The following is a 19,320-nucleotide window of genomic DNA, read 5'->3' as shown; positions in this document are numbered from 1 at the left end:
GGAGCCGCGGTCGGAGTCACGTTCCAGAGGTCCGCGGACGGCGGTCAGGCCTGCCGGGTCGACCCCCGTCGGACGATCCTGGCGGGGACGAGCTCGGCGCCGCCCGCGCTCGGCCCGTGGCGGTCGACGAGGGCGAACACCCGCTCCATCACGCGCCGCGACACGTCGCGGGGCTCGGTCGGGACGGCGGTGAGGCCGTACGCCTCGCCCTCGGCGTCGGTGGCCAGGGCGACGACGTCGACGTCGCGGCCGGGGCGCAGGCCGCGCTCGGACAGCGCCCGCAGCGTCTCGGGGATCGCCGCGGTGAGCACCAGCCCGGGCGCCGCGGACCGCGCCCGGGCGCCCCCGAGGACACGGTCGAGCACGGCCTCGCGGCCCCGCTCGTCGTCCGGCTCGTGCCACCGGAGCTCGACGCCGTGCGCCGCGGCGGCGCGGCGGGCGCCCTCGGCGAACCGCGGCACGTAGTTGAAGTCCTGGGCGACGACGTCGTCGCCCCAGCCCAGCACATCGACCGTGTCGTGGCCGAGGCCCGCGAGCTCCGCCACGAGGAGCTCTCCGGCTCCCGCGAAGTCGAAGTCGAGGCAGTGGATGCCCTCCCGGTCGTCCGGGATCCCGACGAACACGACGGGCAGCGCGAGGGACCGGGCCAGCCGGACCCGCTCGTCGGAGCTGCCGACCTCCATGACCACCACGGCGTCGCAGAGCGAGCGCCCGGCCACCCGCCGCAGCCCGGCCGGGCCCTCGTCGGCCGTCACGAGGAGCACGTCGTGGTCCCGGGCGCGGGCGGCCAGGGTGATCTCCTCCACGAACGTCATGAGGCGCTGGGCCCCCGACGCCTGGCGCAGCGGCATGACCACGGCGATCGTGCTGGTCCGGTGCCCCGCCAGTGCGCGGGCGCCGGCGTGCGGCTCGTAGGTCAGGCGGGCGATCGCGTCCTCGACGCGCTGACGGGTCTTCTCCGAGATCGGCCGCTTGCCGCTCATGACGTACGAGACGGTGCTCTGCGACACGCCCGCCTCGCGCGCGACGTCAGCGCTCGTGGGGGTCTTCGCCACCGTCGTCCCCCGTCCCACGCCGTCGTCGTCGATGCGCATCGACGCGCATCACCGACGAAGGTACCCGCCGTCGCCGGAGGTGACAAGCGTCACCCGCGGAGACGACCCGACGGGTCGGGTCGCCTCCGGGGTGCGGGTGTCAGGAGTGGGGCACCGTCGCGGTGATGAGGGTGCCGTCGTCGCGGCGGTTGCCGGACAGCGCGCGCAGGCTGGGCCGGCCTGGGCGCACCGGCCCCTGGCCGTCGAGGGCGACGACGGCGGGCTCGTCGGCGGCGACCGTGACCTGCTCGCCCCGCACCACGACCTTCGCGCCCTCACCGGTCTCGGCGACGAGCTCGAGCTCGTCCGGCCGCACGGTGACGCGCAGGCGCGAGCCGTTCCACTGCACGCGGAACGTCAGCGCCTCCCAGCCCTGCGGCAGACGCGGGTCGAACGACAGCACGCCGTCGTGGTCCCGCATGCCGCCGAAGCCGAACGCGAGCGCCGACCAGGTGCCGCCCGCGGACGCCACGTGCACGCCGTCGGCGGCGTTGTCGTGCAGGTTCGCCAGGTCCACCAGCAGCGAGGACACGAAGTACTCGAGCGCGAGCTCGTGGTACCCGACCTCGGCGGCGACGATCGACTGCACGACGCCCGACAGCGTCGAGTCGCCGGTGGTCAGCGGGTCGTAGTACTCGAAGTCGGCCAGCTTCTGCTCCGCGGAGAAGTGCTGCCCCTGGAGGAACAGCGCGAGCACCACGTCCGCCTGCTTGAGCACCTGGTACCGATAGATCACCAGCGGGTGGTAGTGCAGCAGCAGCGGGCGCTTGGTCACCGGCGTCGCGGCCAGGTCCCAGATCTCCCGCTCGAGGAAGTGGGAGTCCTGCGGGTGGATGCCGATGCCGTCCGCGTACGGGATGGACATGTGGTCCGCGGCCCGGGTCCACTCGGTGGTCTCGTGCACGCCCAGGGACAGGCGGTCGACGAGGCGGGTGTAGTCCTCCGGGTAGTCCTCGCGGATGCGGTCGACGACGAACGCCGCGGCACGCAGGTTGAACCGCGCCATGACGTTGGTGAACAGGTTGTCGTTCACCACGGTCGTGTACTCGTCCGGGCCCGTGACGCCGTGGATGTGGAAGTTGTCGTCGCCGTTGGCCCGCCAGAAGCCGAGGTCCTCCCACATGCGGGCCGTCTCGACGAGGATGTCCACCCCCTCGCGCCGCAGAAAGTCGGTGTCGCCCGTGGCCCGCACGTACTGGACCAGGGCGAAGCTGATGTCGGCGTCGATGTGGTACTGCGCGGTGCCCGCCGCGTAGTAGGCCGACGCCTCCTCGCCGTTGATGGTGCGCCACGGGAACAGGGCGCCCTTCTGCGACAGCTCCTTGGCGCGGCGGCGCGCGGCGTCGAGCATCTGGTAGCGGAACCGCAGGGCGTTGCGGGCGTACCGCGGGCTCGTGTAGGTGAGGAACGGGAGCACGTAGATCTCCGTGTCCCAGAAGTAGTGCCCCCCGTAGCCGCTGCCGGTGAGCCCCTTGGCGGGCACGCCGGAGCCCTCGGCCCGGGCGGTGGCCTGCGCGAGCTGGAACAGGTTCCACCGCACCGCCTGCTGGATCTCCGGGCGGCCGGCGATCTCGACGTCCGACCGGGCCCAGAAGTCGTCCAACCAGGTGCGCTGGTGGGCGAACTGCTCCTCGATGCCGCCGGCGCGCACCCGGTCCAGGGTGCGGCGGCAGCGGTCGACGAGCTCGCGCGTCGGGACGCCGCGGGACGTGTGGTACGTGACGACCTTGGTGAGGCGGATCGTGTGCCCGGCCTTCGCGTCGACGCGGAACACGTGCTTGGCGAGGTCGTCGTCGACCTGCGTGCGCACGTCCCACTCGTCCACGGTCTCCAGGCGGTGGTCGGCCGCGACGGCCAGCGTCATCCCCGAGTTGGTGCACCGGTAGGACAGCACGAGCCGCTCGTCGTCGCCCCAGCGGGTCTGCGGCTGCAGCACCCGGCCCGCGAACGCCTCCGCCTTGCGCGGGTCGAAGCCCTCCCCCAGCGACGCGGCGGGCACGTGGTACTCGTCCTGCCCGTCCTGCCGGTTGAGGATCTGCGACGAGATCGCCACGGGTCCGTCCGCGTCCAGCAGCGTGACCTCGAACGTCATGACGCCCAGGTGCCGCTCGACGAACGACACCATGCGCTCCGACGCCACCTTGACCCGCTTGCCCGACGGCGTGCGCCACAGGATCTCGCGGCGCAGGACGCCGTCCCGCAGGTCGAGCGCGCGCTCGTAGTCGACGAGGTCCGCGACCGGCAGCAGCAGCGGCTCGTCGTCCACGTACAGCCGGATCACCTTGGTGTCCGGCGCGTTGACGATGGTCTGGCCGACCTTGGCGAAGCCGTACGCCTCCTCGGCGTGCCGGATCGGCCACGTCTCGTGGAAGCCGTTGACGAACGTGCCGTGCGAGTGGGACTCGCGCCCCTCCTCGACGTTGCCGCGCATCCCGAGGTAGCCGTTGCCCACCGCGAAGAGGGACTCGGTGACCCCGAGGTCCTCGGCGGAGAACTCGGCCTCCACGAGACGCCAGGGCTCGGCGGGGAAGCGCAGGCGGTCCATGGAGCGCTGCTCGTCGGCGGTGCGGCGGATCATGCCCGGCCCTCCTGCCGGTCGGCGGGCTCGTCCAGGACGGACGCGTCCAGCTCTCCCAGGTCCGCGACGACGCGGTCCGCGCCGTGCGCAGCGAGGGCCTGCGCCCCGACGCCGCGGTCGACGCCGAGCACCAGGCCGAACGGACCGGCCGCGCCGGCCTGCACGCCGGACAGGGCGTCCTCGACGACGATCGCCTCGGCGGCGGGGACGCCGAGCAGCTCGGCGGCGCGGAGGTAGGTGTCGGGCGCGGGCTTGCCCGCCAGGTGCTCGCGGGCGGCGACGTTGCCGTCCACGACGACGGCGAACCGCTCGGTGAGCCCGGCCGCGGCGAGCACGGCGGGCGTGTTGCGCGACGACGAGACGACGGCGACCTGCGCGCCCGCGGCCGTCACGGCGTCGAGGAAGCGCACGGAGCCCGGGTAGGGGGCGATGCCCTCCTCGTCGAACATCCGGTTGACGATGGCGTCCTTGCGGTTGCCGAGCGCGCACACGGTGTCCTCGCCGGGCGCGTCGTCGGCGGCGCCGCGCGGCAGCTCGACGCCGCGGGAGGCGAGGAAGGCCGCCACGCCGTCGTACCGCGGCTTGCCGTCGATGTGCGCGAAGTAGTCCGCGGACGTGTACGGCGCGAGGCCGCGGGCCTCGCAGTAGGGCGCGAACAGGCGTTCCCACGCCCGCATGTGCACCTCGGCGGTCGGGGTGAGCACGCCGTCGAGGTCGAACAGCACGGCTCGGAGGCTGGTCACGGGTGTCCTTCGCGGGTCGGGGGTCGGGTCGCGGGCACCGTGCCCCCTGCGGGCCGACGCCGAGGATCAGCCTACGCAGTCACCAGGGCCGTCCGGGAGCACGCGCCGCACCTCGCGGAGATCTTCGCGGATCGATCCCACGACCGTCCCGGGTCCGTCCCGGACGCCAGGCCGGATCAGGACGCCGCGCGCTCCGCGAGCGCCTCCGCCACCCGTCCGAGGTTCGCGAGCTCCGCGCGGTGCGTGCCGGGGCCCGCGAGGCTGCGCCGCGGCGCGGCGAGCAGCGTCACGTCGGCCAGCCCGGCCGCGGGCAGCCCGATGCGGCGCCACGGCTCGGCGACCAGGCGGACCAGCTCGCCGAGCTGCGGTCCGGAGCACTGCGAGACCGTGGCGGGCGGCAGCCCGGCCCACAGGCCCATCCCCCGCTCGGTGGCGCGGGCGAGCAGCTCCCACGCGCGCTCGTTCCAGCCCGCGGCCTCCCCCGCGCCGCCGAGCTCCCCGAGGTCCAGCCCGACGGCGTCCGCCCCGGCGAGCGCGACGGGCGGCACGCCCACCCAGGTGGCGCCGAGGTGCACGACGACGCGGGCGCCGGCGTCGTGCGCGGCGTCGACGACCGGTCGCAGGCCCTCGACGACGTCGGGCCCGGGCACCGCCCGCAGGCGGGAGTAGCCGGAGAAGCTGGGCAGCACGCCCGCGTGCACCTGGCCGAGCAGGGGCTCGGTGAGCTGCACGACCGGCGTCGCACCGGGGACCTGGGCCCGCACGTCCGCCAGGTGCCCGCGCACCGCCTCGGCGAGCGCGAGGGACAGGTCGCGGCGCGCGCCGACGTCGGCGAGCACGCGGTCCCCGCGCGCGGACCAGAGCTGGGCGGCGAGGGTCCACGGGCCGGTGAGCTCGACGGCGAGCGGGCCGTCGTGCCCGACGGCCGCCACCGCCAGCGCGGACAGGTCCTCGCGCCGCAGGGACTCCGCGCGGCGCACGTCGACGCCGGGGTGGTCGGCGAGCTTCCACCCGTGCGGGCCGAGCTCCACGGGCATCTCGGCCAGCAGGGACGCCGTCCGCCCGACGGCGTCGGCCCCCGGCCCGCGGCCGGTGAGCTGGGTGAGGAAGGGCACGGCGTCGACGCCGGTCGGCAGGGCCGCCAGGTCGTCGAGCACGGTCTGCTGCGCCACGAGCTCGTCGCGCGGGCCGCCGGGCCACGGGCCGTGCCCGGAGACCGCGGTCACCGGTCCGCCCCCACGACCGCACCGGACCCCGTCTCGATCTCCGTCGGGCTGGCCGTCGCACGGGTCGCCGCAGGTTTCACCACCACGTCACCTCCTGCGCCGCGTCACGCCGCGGCGACTCGCTGCTCTCGAAGAATAGGAGCGGCCGTCACAGGCGCTCACCCGGAGCACCGTAACGGCCGGACGAAGGAGTCCCGATGTCCGTGATCCTCGACCAGGCGCCCGCGTCACCCGCGGCGCCGGTCTCCGCACCGTCCGGCGCGCTCCCGGCCCACCTGCCGTCGACCGCCCGCGCCGTCGCCACCCGCGTGCACGCCAACGCCATGCCGTCGGGCGCGGAGGCGGTGCTGCGGCGCCAGCTCGCGCCCGGCTTCCGGAACCACGACGTGCTGCCGGGCTGCGCCGGCGGCCCCGACGCGCTCGTCGCCACGATGCACTGGTTCCACGACGCGTTCGACGAGCAGCGCGTCGAGGTGCTGCACGCCGTCACCGAGGGCGACCTCGTGGCCCTGCACGTCGCGTTCAGCGCCCTGCACTCGGGGTTCTTCCTCGGCGTCGCGCCGTCGCACCGGCGCTTCACCGTGCGCGAGATGCACCTGGTCCGCGTCGCGGACGGGCTCGAGGCCGAGCACTGGGTGATGCGCGACCAGGTGTGGTGGGAGCACGAGCTGCGCCGCTGACCACGGTGGCCGGGCGCCGGGTCCGCCCGTGGGAGACTGCGCCCATGCGGATCACCGTGCGCAACGCCCGTTTCCAGCAGCTCCAGACGCTGCTCACGAACCGCACCAAGCGGGGTCGCGCCGGGGAGTTCCTGGTGCAGGGCGTGCGCCCGATCACGATGGCGGTCGAGCACGGCTGGCAGGTGCGCACGCTGCTGCACGAGACGGACCGCCGCCTGTCGTCGTGGGCCAAGGACATGCTGCAGGCCACGGGCGCCGAGACGATCGCCATGTCCCCCGACCTGCTCGCGGAGCTCGCCGAGAAGGACGAGGGCGCCAGCGAGCTGCTGGCCGTCGTCGCGATGCCCGACGACGACCTGGCGCGCGTCCCGGTGGGGCCGTCGTTCCTGGGCGTCGTCTTCGACCGCCCCACCCAGCCGGGCAACGTCGGCGCCGTGGTGCGCTCCGCCGACGCGTTCGGCGCCGACGGCCTCGTCGTCACCGGCCATGCCGCCGACCCGTACGACCCGAAGGCCGTGCGCGCCACGACCGGCTCCCTGTTCGCGCTGCCCGTGGTCCGGGCAGCCTCGCACACCCAGGTCATGGACTGGGTGGGCGCGCACCGCGCCGCCGGGCGCCCGGTGACCGTCGTCGCGACCGACGAGGACGGCGACGCCGCGCCCGCCGACGTCGACCTCACCGGGCCGGTGCTGCTCGCCGTCGGCAACGAGACCGCCGGGCTGTCGAAGGGGTGGCGCGAGGCCGCCGACGTCACCGTGGCGATCCCCATGGCGGGGTCCGCGAGCTCGCTCAACGCCTCGAACGCCGCGTCGATCGTGCTGTACGAGGCACGCCGCCAGCGGCTCGCACGGAACTGACCCTGCGCTGACCCCGCGCTGACCCCCCGCTGTCCCGTGCGGGACGCGACGTCAGCCGCGCCAGGCCCGCGCGACCGTGCCCTGGCCGAGCACGCGCGTGCCGCGGTACACGACCAGCGACTGCCCGGCCGCGACGCCGCGCAGCGGGCGGCCGGTGAGCTCCACGTCCATCGCCGGAGCGCCGTCCGCGCTCGTCGCCCGGACGCGGGCGGGCACCGGCGCGCCGTGGGCCCGGACCTGCACCTCGACGTCGTCGAGCCAGGCGCCGTCGGCGTGCTCCTGCGGCGTGGCGAGCCAGACCGCCTTCCCCGCCTCGATCCGGTCCACGCTCAGCAGCTCGGCCGGGCCCACGACGACGGTGTTGGTCGACGTCTGCACGTCCACCACGTACCGCGCGCGCCCGTCGGCCGCGGGGCGGCCGAGGCCGAGGCCCTTGCGCTGGCCGACCGTGAACGCGTACGCGCCGTCGTGCTCGCCGACGACGTTCCCCGCCGTGTCGACGACCTCGCCCGGCCGCGAGCCGAGCCGGTCGCGCAGGAAGCCGCGGGTGTCGCCGTCGGCCACGAAGCAGATGTCGTAGGAGTCGGGCTTGGCGCTCACGGACAGCCCGCGCCGCTCGGCCTCCGCGCGCACCTCCGCCTTCGACGCGAAGCCGCCGAGCGGGAACATCGCGCGGGCCAGCCGGTCCGGACCCATCACGGCCAGCACGTACGACTGGTCCTTCTCGTCGTTCGGCGACCGGTGCAGCTCGCGGGTCACCGTGCCGTCGGGGGCCTCGCGCGTCACGACCTGGGCGTAGTGGCCGGTCGCGACGGCGTCGAAGCCGAGGGCCGTGGCCTTGTCGAGCAGCGCCTCGAACTTGATGTGCTCGTTGCAGCGCACGCACGGGTTCGGGGTGCGGCCCGCCTCGTACTCCGACAGGAAGTCCGCGACGACCGTGTCCTCGAAGCGCTCGGACAGGTCCCACACGTAGTAGGGGATGCCGAGCACGTCGGCGGCCCGGCGCGCGTCGCCGGCGTCCTCGATGGAGCAGCAGCCGCGCGAGCCCGTGCGGAACTGGTCGCGGTTGCGGCTCAGCGCCATGTGCACACCGACCACGTCGTGCCCCGCCTCCACGGCGAGCGCCGCGGCCACGGCCGAGTCCACGCCGCCCGACATGGCTGCCAGCACCCTCACGCCGCACCTCCGGCCCGGGCCGGCGCGGACACGAGACCGGCGGCGCGCGCCCGCTCGACGACCTGGGGCAGCGCGGCGACGAGGCGGTCGACGTCGTCGGCGGTCGACGTCGCGCCGAGGGAGAAGCGCAGGGCGCCGCGCGCCTCGAGCTCCGGCACGCCCATCGCGAGCAGCACGTGCGACGGCTGCGGCACGCCCGCCTGGCACGCGGAGCCGGTGGAGGCCTGCACGCCCGCGGAGTCCAGCAGGTAGAGCAGCGAGTCGCCCTCGGCGCCGGGGAAGGTGAAGTGGGCGTTGCCCGGGAGCCGCGACTGGACGCCGTCGTCCGACGTCGGGCGCGGTGTCGGGTCGGCGCCGCGCAGCACCGCCTCCGGGTCCGCGCCCCGGACGCCCGCGACGAGCCGGTCGCGCAGCGCGGCCAGGGCGGCGGCGCGCTCGGGCCGTGCGGCGACGGTCTCCGCCAGCGCGACGGCGAACGACCGGATCGCGGGCACGTCGAGCGTGCCCGAGCGCACGCCGCGCTCCTGGCCGCCGCCGTGCAGCACCGCCTCGAGCGGCAGGTCACGGCGGGCGAGCAGCGCGCCCACGCCGATCGGCCCGCCGAGCTTGTGCGCCGTCACCGTCATCGCGTCCACGCCCGAGGCCGCGAAGTCGACCTCGACCTGGCCGACGGCCTGCACCGCGTCCGTGTGCACGGGTACGCCGTGCTGGTGCGCGAGCCGGACGACGTCGCGCACCGGCTGCAGCGTGCCCACCTCGTTGTTGGCCCACATCACCGAGACGAGCGCGACCTCGTCGCCGTGCTCCGTCAGCTCGGCGCGCAGGGCCGCGAGGTCGAGGCGGCCGTCGCCGTCCACGGGGAGCAGCACGATCTCCGCCCCCGCGTGCCCCGCGAGCCAGAACGCCGGGTCGAGCACCGCGTGGTGCTCGACGGCGGACACCAGCACGCGGGTGCGGCGCGGGTCGGTGCGGCGCCGGCCCCAGAAGATCCCCTTGACGGCGAGGTTGTCGGACTCCGTGCCCCCGGCGGTGAAGATCACCTCGCTGGGGCGCGCGCCCAGCGACGCGGCCACGGACTCGCGCGACTCCTCGACGGCCCGGCGGGCCGCGCGCCCCGCCGAGTGCAGGGAGCTCGCGTTGCCGGTCCGCCCGGCCTCCGCCACGTACGCCTCGAGCGCCGCCCGCGACATGGGGGTCGTGGCGGCGTGGTCGAGGTAGGCGCCGGCCGGCGCCTCGGGGGTGGTCACGGTCCCCCAGTCTACGAACTGTCCCGCACAGCAACGAGCGTGCTGACTTCGTCCTCATCCGGGCGGAACGAGGACGAAGTCAGCACGCTCGATGCGTCAGGTCGGATCAGGCGGGGGTCAGCGGCGGCGGGGCCACGGGAACGGCCCGGGGCCGTCCCAGCCGTCGCCGTCCTTGCCGTGCCCGTGCCCGTTCCCCTGGCCATTCCCGGGGTGCTCGCCGCGTCCGGCCTTGTACACCTGGATCGTGGACGGCCGCGGGCCGCGCCAGGCGCCGGCGGGGGCCCGCTCGCCCTCGGCGAGGTAGTCGGGGAAGTAGGAGTTCGGCGCGTCGAAGGTGCCGTCCTCGCCCGGGTGCTGGACGTTGACGTAGACCATCGCGTCGCGCGAGTCGACGACGGGCCCGCAGGTCTCGGCGTCGCGCGGCACGGACAGGAACTGCTCCACCCGGCCCCGCTGGCGGCCCGTGAGGGTCACCTTGAACAGGCCGTCGCACTTCTGGATCGTCGACGGCGCGCCGTCGGTGGAGATCCACAGGTTGCCCTCGGCGTCGAACGCGAGGTTGTCCGGGCAGGAGATCGGGGACACCTTGTCGGCCGGGAAGCCGGAGAAGTACGTGGAGCCGTTGACGGACGGGTCGCCCGCGACGAGCAGCAGGTTCCAGGTGAAGGTCGTGGCGGTCTGGTCGCCGCGGTCCTCGATGATCTCCACCACGTGGCCGTCGCGGTTGGTGGTGCGCGGGTTGGGCTCGGTGGCGCCCTCCTTGCCCGCCTTGCCGCGGTCGGTGTTGTTGGTGCACGCCACGTAGACGCGGCCGGTGAGCGGGTTGGGCTCCACGTCCTCCGGGCGGTCCATCTTGGTGGCGCCGACGGCGTCCGCGGCCAGCCGCGTGAAGACGAGCACCTCCTCGGTGGTCATCCCCGGCACCTGCGACTCGCCGTCCTTGACCAGCGGGACCCACTCGCCCGTGCCGTCGAAGGCGCCGTCGGACGGCACCGCGCCCGAGCCGTCGAGCTCCGACGCCGGGGAGTCGCCCCTGAACCGGGCCACGTAGAGGTCGCCCTCGGACAGGAGCGTCTTGTTGTGGCGGCGGGCCCCACGGCTGCTGCCCTCGCGGAAGCGGTTCTTCGAGACGAACTTGTAGACGTAGTCGAAGCGCTCGTCGTCGCCCATGTAGGCGACGGCGTGGCCGCGCTTCGAGAGGATGACGTTGGCGCCCTCGTGCTTGAAGCGGCCCATCGCCGTGTGCTTGACGGGCGCCTCGTCGGGCTCGTACGGGTCCACCTCGACGATCCAGCCGAAGCGGTGGCTCTCGTACTCGTAGCCGGGGTTGCGGCCGTCGAACCGCGGGTCGTCGAGCTCCCAGCCGTAGCTCGTCGCCGCGTCCTTGAGCCCGTACCGCGCGTCGCGCGGGTCCTTGCCGTTGACGCGGAAGTTGGCGTTGTAGTTCTCCTCGCCGGAGACGACGGTGCCCCACGGCGTCGTGCCGCCCGCGCAGTTGTTGAGCGTGCCGCGCACGCGGGTACCGGTCGGGTCCTCGACCGTCCTCATCAGGTACGAGCCGGCCGCGGGGCCGTCCACCCGGAACTCGGTGTCGACCGTGATGCGGCGGTTGTAGCGGCTGATCCGCGAGTAGGTCCACGGCGAACCCTCGCGGTCGCGGCGCACCTCGACGACCGACAGGCCCCAGGCCGCGCGCTCGATGGCACGGCGCGTGGCGGCGTCGTACGAGTCGTCGAACATGATCCCGGCGTTGGTGTACTCGTGGTTGCTCACGAGCAGGCCACGCGTGCCGCGCTTCGTCTTGCCCCGGGGGCGGACGTCGTCCGGGTCGGCCGGGAGGATGTCGAGGTAGTCCACGTTGTAGCCGAACTGCTTGGCCTGCTGCTCCGGCGTCTGGCGCGCGGCGTCGAACGCGCGTCCACCGGGCAGGATCGGGTCGCCCCAGCGGATGATCGGCGACCACTCGTACCCCTCGGGCACGACGAACGCGTCGACCGCGGCGTCCTGCGGCGCGATGGCGCCGAACGCGAGGCCCTTGCCCGCGCCGTGCCCGCGGCCGGCGGTGACGGCGCCCGCGCCGGGTGCGCCCGCCACCTGGGCGCCGACGACGACGGTGGCGGCCGCGGCGGCGAGGCCGCCGAGCATGACGCGGCGGGAGAGCGCCCGCGCCGCGACGTCGCGGAAGTACTCGTTGGCGGACTCGTTGGGCGCGGGGTGCGAGCACGCGTCGGCGCACTTGAGCCGGCACGTGACCGGGCTGCGCTTGCCGCGCGCGTAGTGAGGGCTGTGAGGCGTGGCCGCGAGCTCCAGCAGCGGGCGCGACTCGGGGGCGATCGTCATCGGGCACTCCTGAGGGTGGGACAGGGGGTGACGTGCCCGAACGTAGGGAGCACCGGTGGCGGGCGACCGTCGTGACACCGACCCTCAGGTGAACAGCAGGTGACCTGCGCGTTCGACCTCAGCCGAGCGACGCCACCCACTCCGACGTGCCGTCGTCGAAGCCCTGCTCCTTCCAGATCGGCACCTCGGCCTTGAGCTCCTCGACCAGGTCCGACGCGGCGGTGAACGCCGCCTGCCGGTGCCCCGCCGCCACGGCCGCCACCACCGCGACGTCGCCGATCGTCAGGTCGCCGGTGCGGTGCACGACGGCGACGCGGACGCGGTCCCCCGTCGCCGCGGCCGTGCGGCGCGCGACGCGGTCCGCCACCGCCCGCAGCACCGCCGCCGCGTCCGGGTGCGCCTCGTAGTGCAGGCGCAGGACCCCGCGCCCGCCGTCGTGGTCGCGCACGTAGCCCGTGAACGTCGCCACCGCGCCGCACGCGTCGTCGCGCACCAGCGCGCTGAGCTCCCCGACCAGCGGGTCGAGCGGCGAGTCGACGACGTCGGCGCGCAGCACGGTCGCCGAGGTAGTGCCTCCCGCCTCGCGGTAGGACCCCGCGGGCACTTCCCCGGTGCGGGACGCACTACCACGCGAGTCGGTGGGGACAGGGTGGTCGCCGCCGGCGAGCTGGTCGACGGCGTGCGGCAGCACGTCGGCCAGCGCGTCGAGGCCGTCCGTCACCCCGCCGACGGAGCCCGGCAGGTTGACGACCAGCGTGCGCCCGGCGACACCCGCGACGCCACGGGACAGCGCCGCCGCGGGCACGGCCTGCTTCGCCGGGTCGGTCGGTGCGAGCGAGCGCGCGCGGACGAGCTCCGCGATCCCCGGCACCTCGCGGTCCAGGACGGCACGCGTCGCCTCCGGGGTGCGGTCGCGCGGGCCGAGGCCGGTGCCGCCGCTGGTCACGACGAGGTGCGGGAGCTCGTCGGGGCCCGACACGAGCAGCGCGGCGAGCGCCTCACGCACCGGCTCGCCGTCGGGCACGACGACGGGCGGCGACGTGCGCCAGCCACGGGCGGCGAACCACGCGACGGCCGCCGGTCCCGACCGGTCCTCGTACTCCCCCGCCGCCGCGCGGTCGGAGGCGACGACGACGGCGACGCGGCGCCGGGGGTGCCGGTCGTCGTGCGTGCCGTGGTGCTCGTGGGTGCCGATCATGCGTCCTCCCCGCCCGCGTCGGCCGCTGCGCGCGCCCAGTCGCCCGACGTGCCGCCCGACTTCGCGACGACCTGCACGTCGGTGAGCACGGCGGCCTTGTCGACGGCCTTGATCATGTCGTAGAGCGTCAGCCCGGCGACCGTCACCGCGGTGAGTGCCTCCATCTCGACGCCGGTGCGGCCGGTGGTGCGGACCGTCGCGGAGATCGCGACCGTACCGGGACCGTCCCCGCCGGGCACGACGTCGATCTCCACGCCCGAGATCGGCAGCGGGTGGCACAGCGGCACGAGGTCGGGGGTGCGCTTGGCGCCCAGGATCCCGGCGATGCGGGCGGTGGCGATCGCCTCCCCCTTGGGCAGGTCGCCCGACGCGATCCGGTCGACGACGTCGGCGCGGGTGCGCAGCACGCCCGTCGCGGTGGCCTGCCGCTTCGTGACGTCCTTGGCGGACACGTCGACCATGTGCGCCGCGCCGTCGGCACGGTAGTGGGACAGGCCCTGCGTCGGGTCGTTCGGGTCGGTCAACGGAGCTCCTGGTAGTCGACGGGGTCGCCGGCGTCGAGGTGCGCGACGCCGGGCGGCACGTGCACGAGGACGGTCGCGGCCGCGAGGTGGGTGAGCAGGTGCGAGCCGGGGCCGCCGGTCATGCGCACGCGGCTGTCGCCGTCGAGCGTGCCCCGCCGCACCTGGTGCAGCGCGGGCGGCGAGTCGAGCGGCTCGGCGAGGGGCGCGCGGCCGGTGGCCCGACGGGCGGGCGACGCACCCGTCGCCGCGGCGAGCAGCGGGCGCAGGAACAGCTCGAACGACACGTACGCGCTCACCGGGTTGCCGGGGAACGCCACGAGCGGCACGTGCCGGCCGCCCCCGACGGCCACCGTGCCCAGGCCCTGCGGCCCGCCCGGCTGGACGGCGACGTGCCCGAACCAGGCGTCCGTGAGGGTCTGGCGCACCACCTCGTACGCCCCGGCGGACACGCCGCCGGTCGTCACGACGAGGGCGACGTCGCCCGGCGCGTCGTCGAGCACCCGGAGCAGCGCGTCGGGATGGTCGGGCGCGACGCGGGACGTGACGCGGGCGCCCGCCTGCCCGAGCGCGGCGGTGAGCGCCGCCCCGTTGGCGTCGTGCACCTGCGCCGGGCCGAGCGCCGCGCCCGCGGTGGCCAGCTCCGATCCGGTGGAGACGAGCAGCACGTGCGGCGGGGCCGCGACCTCGACGGTCGTGACGCCGGCGGCGACGAGCGCCCCGAGCTGCGGAGCGCCGAGCGGCGTCCCGGCGGGGACGAGCACGTCGCCGGCCGCGACGTCGGAGCCCGCGGCGCGCACGAAGGCGCCCGTCGCGACGGGGGCGGCGAACCGGACCGTCGCGGAGGCGTCCGGGTCCGGGAACCGCGGCGGGTCGGCGTCCTCGATCCTCACGACGGCGTCGGACCCCGCGGGGACCGGGGCCCCGGTCATCACGGGAGCCGCGGTGCCCGCCTCCAGGGGCGGCGGCTGCGTCCCGGCGGGGACGGGGGCGACGACGGGCAGCGCCACCGGGGCCTGCGGCGTCGCCGTCGCGAGGTCGGACGTCCGCACCGCGTACCCGTCCATCTGGGAGTTGTCGAAGCCGGGCAGCGCCACCGCGGCCACCGCGTCGCGCGCCAGCACGCGCGGCGACAGCCCGGCCCCGGCACCCACCTGCGTCAGCAGGGTCGCGACGTCCACCCGTGCGGACGCGCGCTCGCGCGCCGCCGCCAGGGCGGGCTCGACCGCCTCGGCCACGGCGGCCGCGTGCTCGGCCACCGACCGTCGCTGCGTCACGTCGTCATGCACGGGCGTCAGCCTATGTCCCCCGCCTCTCGAGGTCTCCGGCGGACAGCGAACGCCCGACCGAGGCGCCCGCCCCGGGGCGTGGGGGCGCGTCCCCTCGGGAACACGCGCGGGCTGGACGGGAACGCGGGCTTCCCGAGTCCGCACCTGCGGATCTATGCTCCTCTTCGTGCCGCACATGCGAGTTTCGGAAGCGTCCGTGTACCTCGGCGTCAGCGACGACACCGTGCGCCGGTGGATCGACCGCGGGCTGCTCGGGTCCACGACGGACACGTCGGGCCGCAAGGTCGTGGACGGGTACGAGGTGGCGATGGTGGCGCGCGAGCACGCGACCGTCCCGGCGCTGCCGGGCGGGATGAAGAGCTCGGCGCGCAACCGCTTCGTCGGGCTGGTCACCGACATCCAGAGCGACCCGGTGATGTCGCAGGTCGAGCTGCAGTGCGGGCCGTTCCGCGTCGTGTCGCTCATGAGCAGCGAGGCCGTGCGCGACCTGGGCCTGGAACGCGGCTCCGTGGCGGTGGCGGTCATCAAGTCGACAACGGTCGTGATCGAGGCCGAGGCGTGACCGGACCAGCACGGAGGAGACGCATGAGGACGCCCCTCGCCGCCGGGGGCGCGGCGCTCACGGTGATGGCGCTGGCGGGCTGCGGCGCGTCGGCGTCCGGGACCGGCGACGCCGGCACGACGACGCTCACCGTGTTCGCCGCCGCGTCGCTGAAGGGCTCGTTCGAGGACCTCGCGGCGCAGTTCGAGGCGGCGCACGAGGGCGTGGACGTGCAGCTGAGCTTCGCCGGGTCGTCGGACCTGGTGGCGCAGATCCAGCAGGGCGCGCCGGCCGACGTCTTCGCCTCCGCGGACACGGCGACCATGGACAGGCTCGTCGGAGACGACCTCGTCGGCGACCCGCAGGACTTCGCCACCAACACGCTGGAGATCGCCGTCCCGCCGGGCAACCCGGCCGGCGTCGAGACCCTCGCCGACCTCGCGAGCCCCGGCGTGAAGCTCGTGCTGTGCGCGCCGGAGGTGCCGTGCGGGGCCGCCTCCGCGAAGGTCGCCGACGCCGCCGGCCTCGACCTGCGCCCGGTGAGCGAGGAGCAGAGCGTCACCGACGTCCTCGGCAAGGTCACCGCCGGCGAGGCGGACGCCGGGCTCGTCTACGTCACCGACGTCGCCGCCGCGGGCGACGACGTCGAGGGGGTCGAGCTCCCCGAGTCGGCGGAGGCCGTCAACACCTACCCGATCGCGCCCGTCGCCGACTCGGACCGGGCGGAGCTCGCGCGGCAGTTCGTCGACCTCGTCCTCTCGTCCGAGGGGCAGCAGACCCTCGCCGGGTTCGGCTTCGCGGCCCCGTAGGCGCCCGTGCGAGCCCCGACGCGATCCACCGGCGAGGCCGCCGTCGGCCTGCCGCGCTGGGCGTTCGTGCCCGCCGCGGTGGGCGGGCTGTTCGTGCTGCTGCCGCTGGTCGCGATGGCCACGCGCGTCGACTGGTCGAGCTACTGGGGGCTGATCACCAGCGAGTCCGCGCGGGCGGCGCTGCTGCTGAGCCTGCAGACGTCGGCCGCGAGCACGGTCGCGTGCCTCGTGCTCGGCGTCCCGATGGCGCTGGTGCTGGCCCGGTGCCGCTTCCCCGGCATCGACCTGCTGCGCTCGCTGGTGATGGTGCCGCTGGTGCTGCCGCCGGTCGTCGGCGGCATCGCGCTGCTGTACACGTTCGGCCGCCGCGGCCTGCTCGGCGAGACGCTCGAGGTCGCGGGCCTGCAGGTCGCGTTCTCGACGACGGCCGTCGTGCTCGCGCAGACGTTCGTCGCGCTGCCGTTCCTCGTGACGAGCCTCGAGGGCGCGCTGCGCACGGCGGGCGCCCGCTACGAGATGGTCGCGGCGTCGCTCGGCGCACGCCCGACGACGGTGCTGCGCCGCGTGACCCTCCCCCTCGTGTGGCCGGGCCTGCTGTCCGGGGCGGTGCTGTCGTTCGCCCGCGCCCTCGGCGAGTTCGGTGCCACCATCACGTTCGCCGGCAGCCTGCAGGGCGTCACGCGCACCCTGCCGCTGGAGATCTACCTGCAGCGCGAGACCGACCCCGACGCCGCCGTCGCCCTGTCCCTGCTGCTCGTCGTCGTCGCCGTGCTCGTCATCGCCGCCACGCGGCGGGAGCGGGGCCCCCTGTGACGCTGACGTTCGCCGCCACGCTGCCCGCCCGCGGGTTCGCCGTCGAGCTCGACGTCGCCGAGGGCCGCACGCTCGCCCTGCTGGGCCCGAACGGGGCCGGCAAGTCCACCACGCTCGGCCTCGTGGCGGGCACCCTGCGCCCGCACGACGGGCACGTCACCCTCGACGGCCGCACGCTCGTGCGCGCCGACGGCGGCCGCACCCGCACCTGGGTGCCGCCGCACGACCGGCACGTCGCGCTGCTCGCGCAGGAGCCGCTGCTCTTCCCGCACCTGTCCGTGCGGCAGAACGTCGCGTTCGGGCCGCGCTCCCAGGGCGCCCGACGGCGCACGGCCGACGCGGCGGCGGACCGGCGGCTGGAGCAGGTCGGGCTCGCGCACCTGGCGGACCGCGCGCCGTCGACCCTGTCGGGCGGGCAGGCGCAGCGCGTCGCCGTCGCGCGTGCCCTCGCGGCCGAGCCCCGGTTGCTGCTGCTCGACGAGCCCATGGCCGCCCTCGACGTCGACGTCACGCCCGAGCTGCGGCAGACCCTCCGCCACCTGCTCGAGGGGCAGACGGCGGTGATCACCACCCATGACGTCCTCGACGCGCTGCTGCTGGCCGACGACGTGGCCGTCGTCGAGGACGGGCGGGTCGTCGAGCGCGGGCCGACCGCCCAGGTGCTGAGCCGCCCCCGCAGCACGTTCGCGGCGACGATCGCCGGGCTCAACCTGCTGGCCGGGACGTGGACCGGCGACGGCGTGCTCACGACGACCGGCGAGGTGGTGCGCGGCCGCACTCCCCCCGACGGGATCGCCACCGGGACGCCGACGACCGCCGTCTTCCGGCCCGCCGCCGTCGCCGTCTACCTCGACGAGCAGCACGGCTCCCCGCGCAACGCGTTCCGCGCCACCGTGCGCTCCCTCGAGCCGCGCGGCGACCTCGTGCGCGTGCGCACCGACCGCCTCGCCGCGGACCTCACGCCGCAGTCCGCCGCCGAGCTGTCCCTCGTGCCCGGCGCGCAGGTGTGGCTGTCGGTCAAGGCCGCGGAGGTGGACGTCTACCCGGCGTGATCCTCGGAGCGCGTCCAGCGCGCGTCGTCGTGCGCCAGCTCCAGCCGGTAGCCGCGCTTGACGACGGTCCTGACCAGGTCGCGGCGGCCGGTGGCGTCGCGCAGGCGGGCGACGGCGACCTCGACGGCGTGCGGGTCGCGGGAGCTGCCCGGCAGCACGTCGAGCACGCGCTCGCGGGAGACGACGTCGCCGCCCGCGGAGGCGAGCAGCCGCAGTACCTCGACGCCCGTGGGCGACAGGGGCAGCACCTGCTGGTCCAGGACGGCGACGCGGGCGCGGATGACGAGCGGCCCGGCGACGGTGGCGAGCGCGACGGACTCCAGGTGCTCGTAGTGCCCGACGATCGACCGCACCAGCGCGCCGAGCCGGCCGCGCTCCGGCTGCAGCGTCGGGATGCCGCGCGACTCCAGCGGACGCGCGGTGACGGGCCCGACGGCGGCCGCGACCATCGACCCGTCGACGAACCGCTCGACGACCGCGTCGCGCAGCCCCTGGGCCTCGACGGCACGCAGCCACGCCTCGGCGCCCGGCGCGGAGGTGAACGCGACGGCGTCGATCTCGCCCGCCGCGGCGGCGCGCACGGAGGCCTCGACGGCGGCCGGGTCGGGCGGCGGCCCCCACCGGTACACGACCAGCGCGGACACCCGGGCGCCCGCCTTCTCGAACACGGCGTCCAGCCCGTCGGCGCCCGCCCCGTGGTGCTGGATGGCGACGTGCAGCCCGCTCACGCCCTCGCTGAGGAGCACCTCGGCGACCTCGGCCGACGTCTCCGACTCCGCGACCCAGTCCGCCTGGAGACCCGCGGCCTGGATCGCGCCACGCGCCTTCGGGCCGCGCGCGACGATCCGCGACCGGCCCAGGACGGCGAGCAGGTCGTCGGCGAGGCCGTGCGCGTCGGCGGCCTCGATCCACGCGCGGAACCCGACGCCGGTGGTCGCGACGACGACGTCGGGCGGGTCGGCGACGAGGGCGCGCGTCGCGGCGACCAGGGCGTCGTCGTCGACGTGCGGGATCATGCTCAGCGCCGGCGCGTGCCGGACGGCGGCGCCGCGGCGCTCCAGCGCGGCGGCCAGCTCGCCCGAGCGACGGTCGGCCGTGACGAGGACCGTGCAGCCCGCCATCACCTGACCCAGCGCCGGCCGGGGCCCCTGCGCGG

The 19,320-nt window shown here is 75.6% G+C and carries 17 protein-coding genes; 6 read left to right on the top strand and 11 right to left on the bottom strand.

Features of this window, described 5'->3' with window-relative positions:
- Positions 1 to 44: 44 nt before the first annotated feature.
- The 4 genes from ACQP60_RS17715 to ACQP60_RS17700 form a co-directional block, all read right to left on the bottom strand.
- On the bottom strand, positions 45 to 1,094 hold the full coding sequence (locus ACQP60_RS17715; protein ID WP_429735291.1) for a LacI family DNA-binding transcriptional regulator: 1,050 nt from the start codon (positions 1,092 to 1,094) through the stop codon (positions 45 to 47).
- Between the two features lie 100 nt (positions 1,095 to 1,194).
- On the bottom strand, positions 1,195 to 3,672 hold the full coding sequence (locus ACQP60_RS17710; protein WP_429735288.1) for a glycoside hydrolase family 65 protein: 2,478 nt from the start codon (positions 3,670 to 3,672) through the stop codon (positions 1,195 to 1,197).
- Positions 3,669 to 4,415: an HAD family hydrolase gene (locus tag ACQP60_RS17705; RefSeq protein WP_429735286.1), complete on the bottom strand. Its 747-nt coding sequence runs from the start codon at positions 4,413 to 4,415 to the stop codon at positions 3,669 to 3,671. The genes ACQP60_RS17710 and ACQP60_RS17705 overlap by 4 nt, the downstream gene beginning before the upstream one ends.
- A gap of 176 nt (positions 4,416 to 4,591) precedes the next feature.
- Positions 4,592 to 5,641, bottom strand: a complete 1,050-nt coding sequence (locus tag ACQP60_RS17700; RefSeq protein ID WP_429735284.1) for a uroporphyrinogen decarboxylase/cobalamine-independent methonine synthase family protein — start codon at positions 5,639 to 5,641, stop codon at positions 4,592 to 4,594.
- A 197-nt stretch (positions 5,642 to 5,838) separates the two neighbouring features.
- On the opposite strand from ACQP60_RS17700, the gene ACQP60_RS17695 reads away from it, so the two are divergent.
- Complete coding sequence (locus ACQP60_RS17695) at positions 5,839 to 6,321, top strand: ester cyclase (protein ID WP_429735282.1); 483 nt, start codon at positions 5,839 to 5,841, stop codon at positions 6,319 to 6,321.
- Positions 6,322 to 6,365: 44 nt separating this feature from the next.
- Positions 6,366 to 7,178: a TrmH family RNA methyltransferase gene (locus ACQP60_RS17690; protein ID WP_429735280.1), complete on the top strand. Its 813-nt coding sequence runs from the start codon at positions 6,366 to 6,368 to the stop codon at positions 7,176 to 7,178.
- Between the two features lie 51 nt (positions 7,179 to 7,229).
- Here ACQP60_RS17690 and mnmA read toward each other — a convergent pair whose 3' ends face one another.
- The 6 genes from mnmA to ACQP60_RS17660 form a co-directional block, all read right to left on the bottom strand.
- Complete coding sequence (mnmA, locus tag ACQP60_RS17685) at positions 7,230 to 8,354, bottom strand: tRNA 2-thiouridine(34) synthase MnmA (protein WP_429735278.1); 1,125 nt, start codon at positions 8,352 to 8,354, stop codon at positions 7,230 to 7,232.
- The gene (locus ACQP60_RS17680; protein ID WP_429735353.1) at positions 8,351 to 9,544 is read right to left on the bottom strand and encodes a cysteine desulfurase family protein; all 1,194 of its coding nucleotides are present in this window, start codon (positions 9,542 to 9,544) and stop codon (positions 8,351 to 8,353) included. Before ACQP60_RS17680 ends, mnmA begins: the two co-directional genes overlap by 4 nt.
- 174 nt (positions 9,545 to 9,718) lie before the next feature.
- Positions 9,719 to 11,941 carry a PhoX family protein gene (locus tag ACQP60_RS17675; protein ID WP_429735276.1) on the bottom strand — a complete coding sequence of 741 codons (2,223 nt, stop codon included), beginning with the start codon at positions 11,939 to 11,941 and terminating at the stop codon, positions 9,719 to 9,721.
- A gap of 118 nt (positions 11,942 to 12,059) precedes the next feature.
- Positions 12,060 to 13,139, bottom strand: coding sequence for a molybdenum cofactor biosynthesis protein MoaE (locus tag ACQP60_RS17670; protein WP_429735274.1), 1,080 nt, complete (start codon positions 13,137 to 13,139; stop codon positions 12,060 to 12,062).
- The gene (gene moaC / locus ACQP60_RS17665) at positions 13,136 to 13,600 is read right to left on the bottom strand and encodes a cyclic pyranopterin monophosphate synthase MoaC (RefSeq protein ID WP_429735351.1); all 465 of its coding nucleotides are present in this window, start codon (positions 13,598 to 13,600) and stop codon (positions 13,136 to 13,138) included. Before moaC ends, ACQP60_RS17670 begins: the two co-directional genes overlap by 4 nt.
- A 59-nt stretch (positions 13,601 to 13,659) precedes the next feature.
- Positions 13,660 to 14,949, bottom strand: a complete 1,290-nt coding sequence (locus ACQP60_RS17660; protein WP_429735272.1) for a molybdopterin molybdotransferase MoeA — start codon at positions 14,947 to 14,949, stop codon at positions 13,660 to 13,662.
- Between the two features lie 166 nt (positions 14,950 to 15,115).
- Here ACQP60_RS17660 and ACQP60_RS17655 point away from each other — a divergent pair, with 166 nt between their 5' ends.
- The 4 genes from ACQP60_RS17655 to ACQP60_RS17640 are packed head-to-tail and all read left to right on the top strand — an operon-like array spanning position 15,116 to position 18,164.
- Positions 15,116 to 15,511: a TOBE domain-containing protein gene (locus ACQP60_RS17655; RefSeq protein ID WP_429735270.1), complete on the top strand. Its 396-nt coding sequence runs from the start codon at positions 15,116 to 15,118 to the stop codon at positions 15,509 to 15,511.
- Between the two features lie 23 nt (positions 15,512 to 15,534).
- The gene (gene modA / locus ACQP60_RS17650) at positions 15,535 to 16,299 is read left to right on the top strand and encodes a molybdate ABC transporter substrate-binding protein (protein ID WP_429735268.1); all 765 of its coding nucleotides are present in this window, start codon (positions 15,535 to 15,537) and stop codon (positions 16,297 to 16,299) included.
- A 6-nt stretch (positions 16,300 to 16,305) separates the two neighbouring features.
- Positions 16,306 to 17,112 (top strand): ABC transporter permease, encoded by an 807-nt coding sequence (locus ACQP60_RS17645; RefSeq protein WP_429735266.1) that lies wholly within the window; start codon positions 16,306 to 16,308, stop codon positions 17,110 to 17,112.
- Positions 17,109 to 18,164 carry a sulfate/molybdate ABC transporter ATP-binding protein gene (locus tag ACQP60_RS17640; protein WP_429735264.1) on the top strand — a complete coding sequence of 352 codons (1,056 nt, stop codon included), beginning with the start codon at positions 17,109 to 17,111 and terminating at the stop codon, positions 18,162 to 18,164. The genes ACQP60_RS17645 and ACQP60_RS17640 overlap by 4 nt, the downstream gene beginning before the upstream one ends.
- Here ACQP60_RS17640 and ACQP60_RS17635 read toward each other — a convergent pair.
- The gene (locus ACQP60_RS17635) at positions 18,152 to 19,285 is read right to left on the bottom strand and encodes a uroporphyrinogen-III synthase (RefSeq protein ID WP_429735349.1); all 1,134 of its coding nucleotides are present in this window, start codon (positions 19,283 to 19,285) and stop codon (positions 18,152 to 18,154) included. The two genes, ACQP60_RS17640 and ACQP60_RS17635, sit on opposite strands and share 13 nt — an antisense overlap.
- Positions 19,286 to 19,320: the final 35 nt, after the last annotated feature.

This window comes from Isoptericola variabilis, from assembly GCF_050311655.1.
In the GTDB taxonomy this organism is placed as follows: domain Bacteria; phylum Actinomycetota; class Actinomycetes; order Actinomycetales; family Cellulomonadaceae; genus Isoptericola; species Isoptericola variabilis.
The sequence above is the reverse complement of the archived record's forward strand: the minus strand, read 5'-3'. Positions and strand labels throughout refer to the sequence as shown.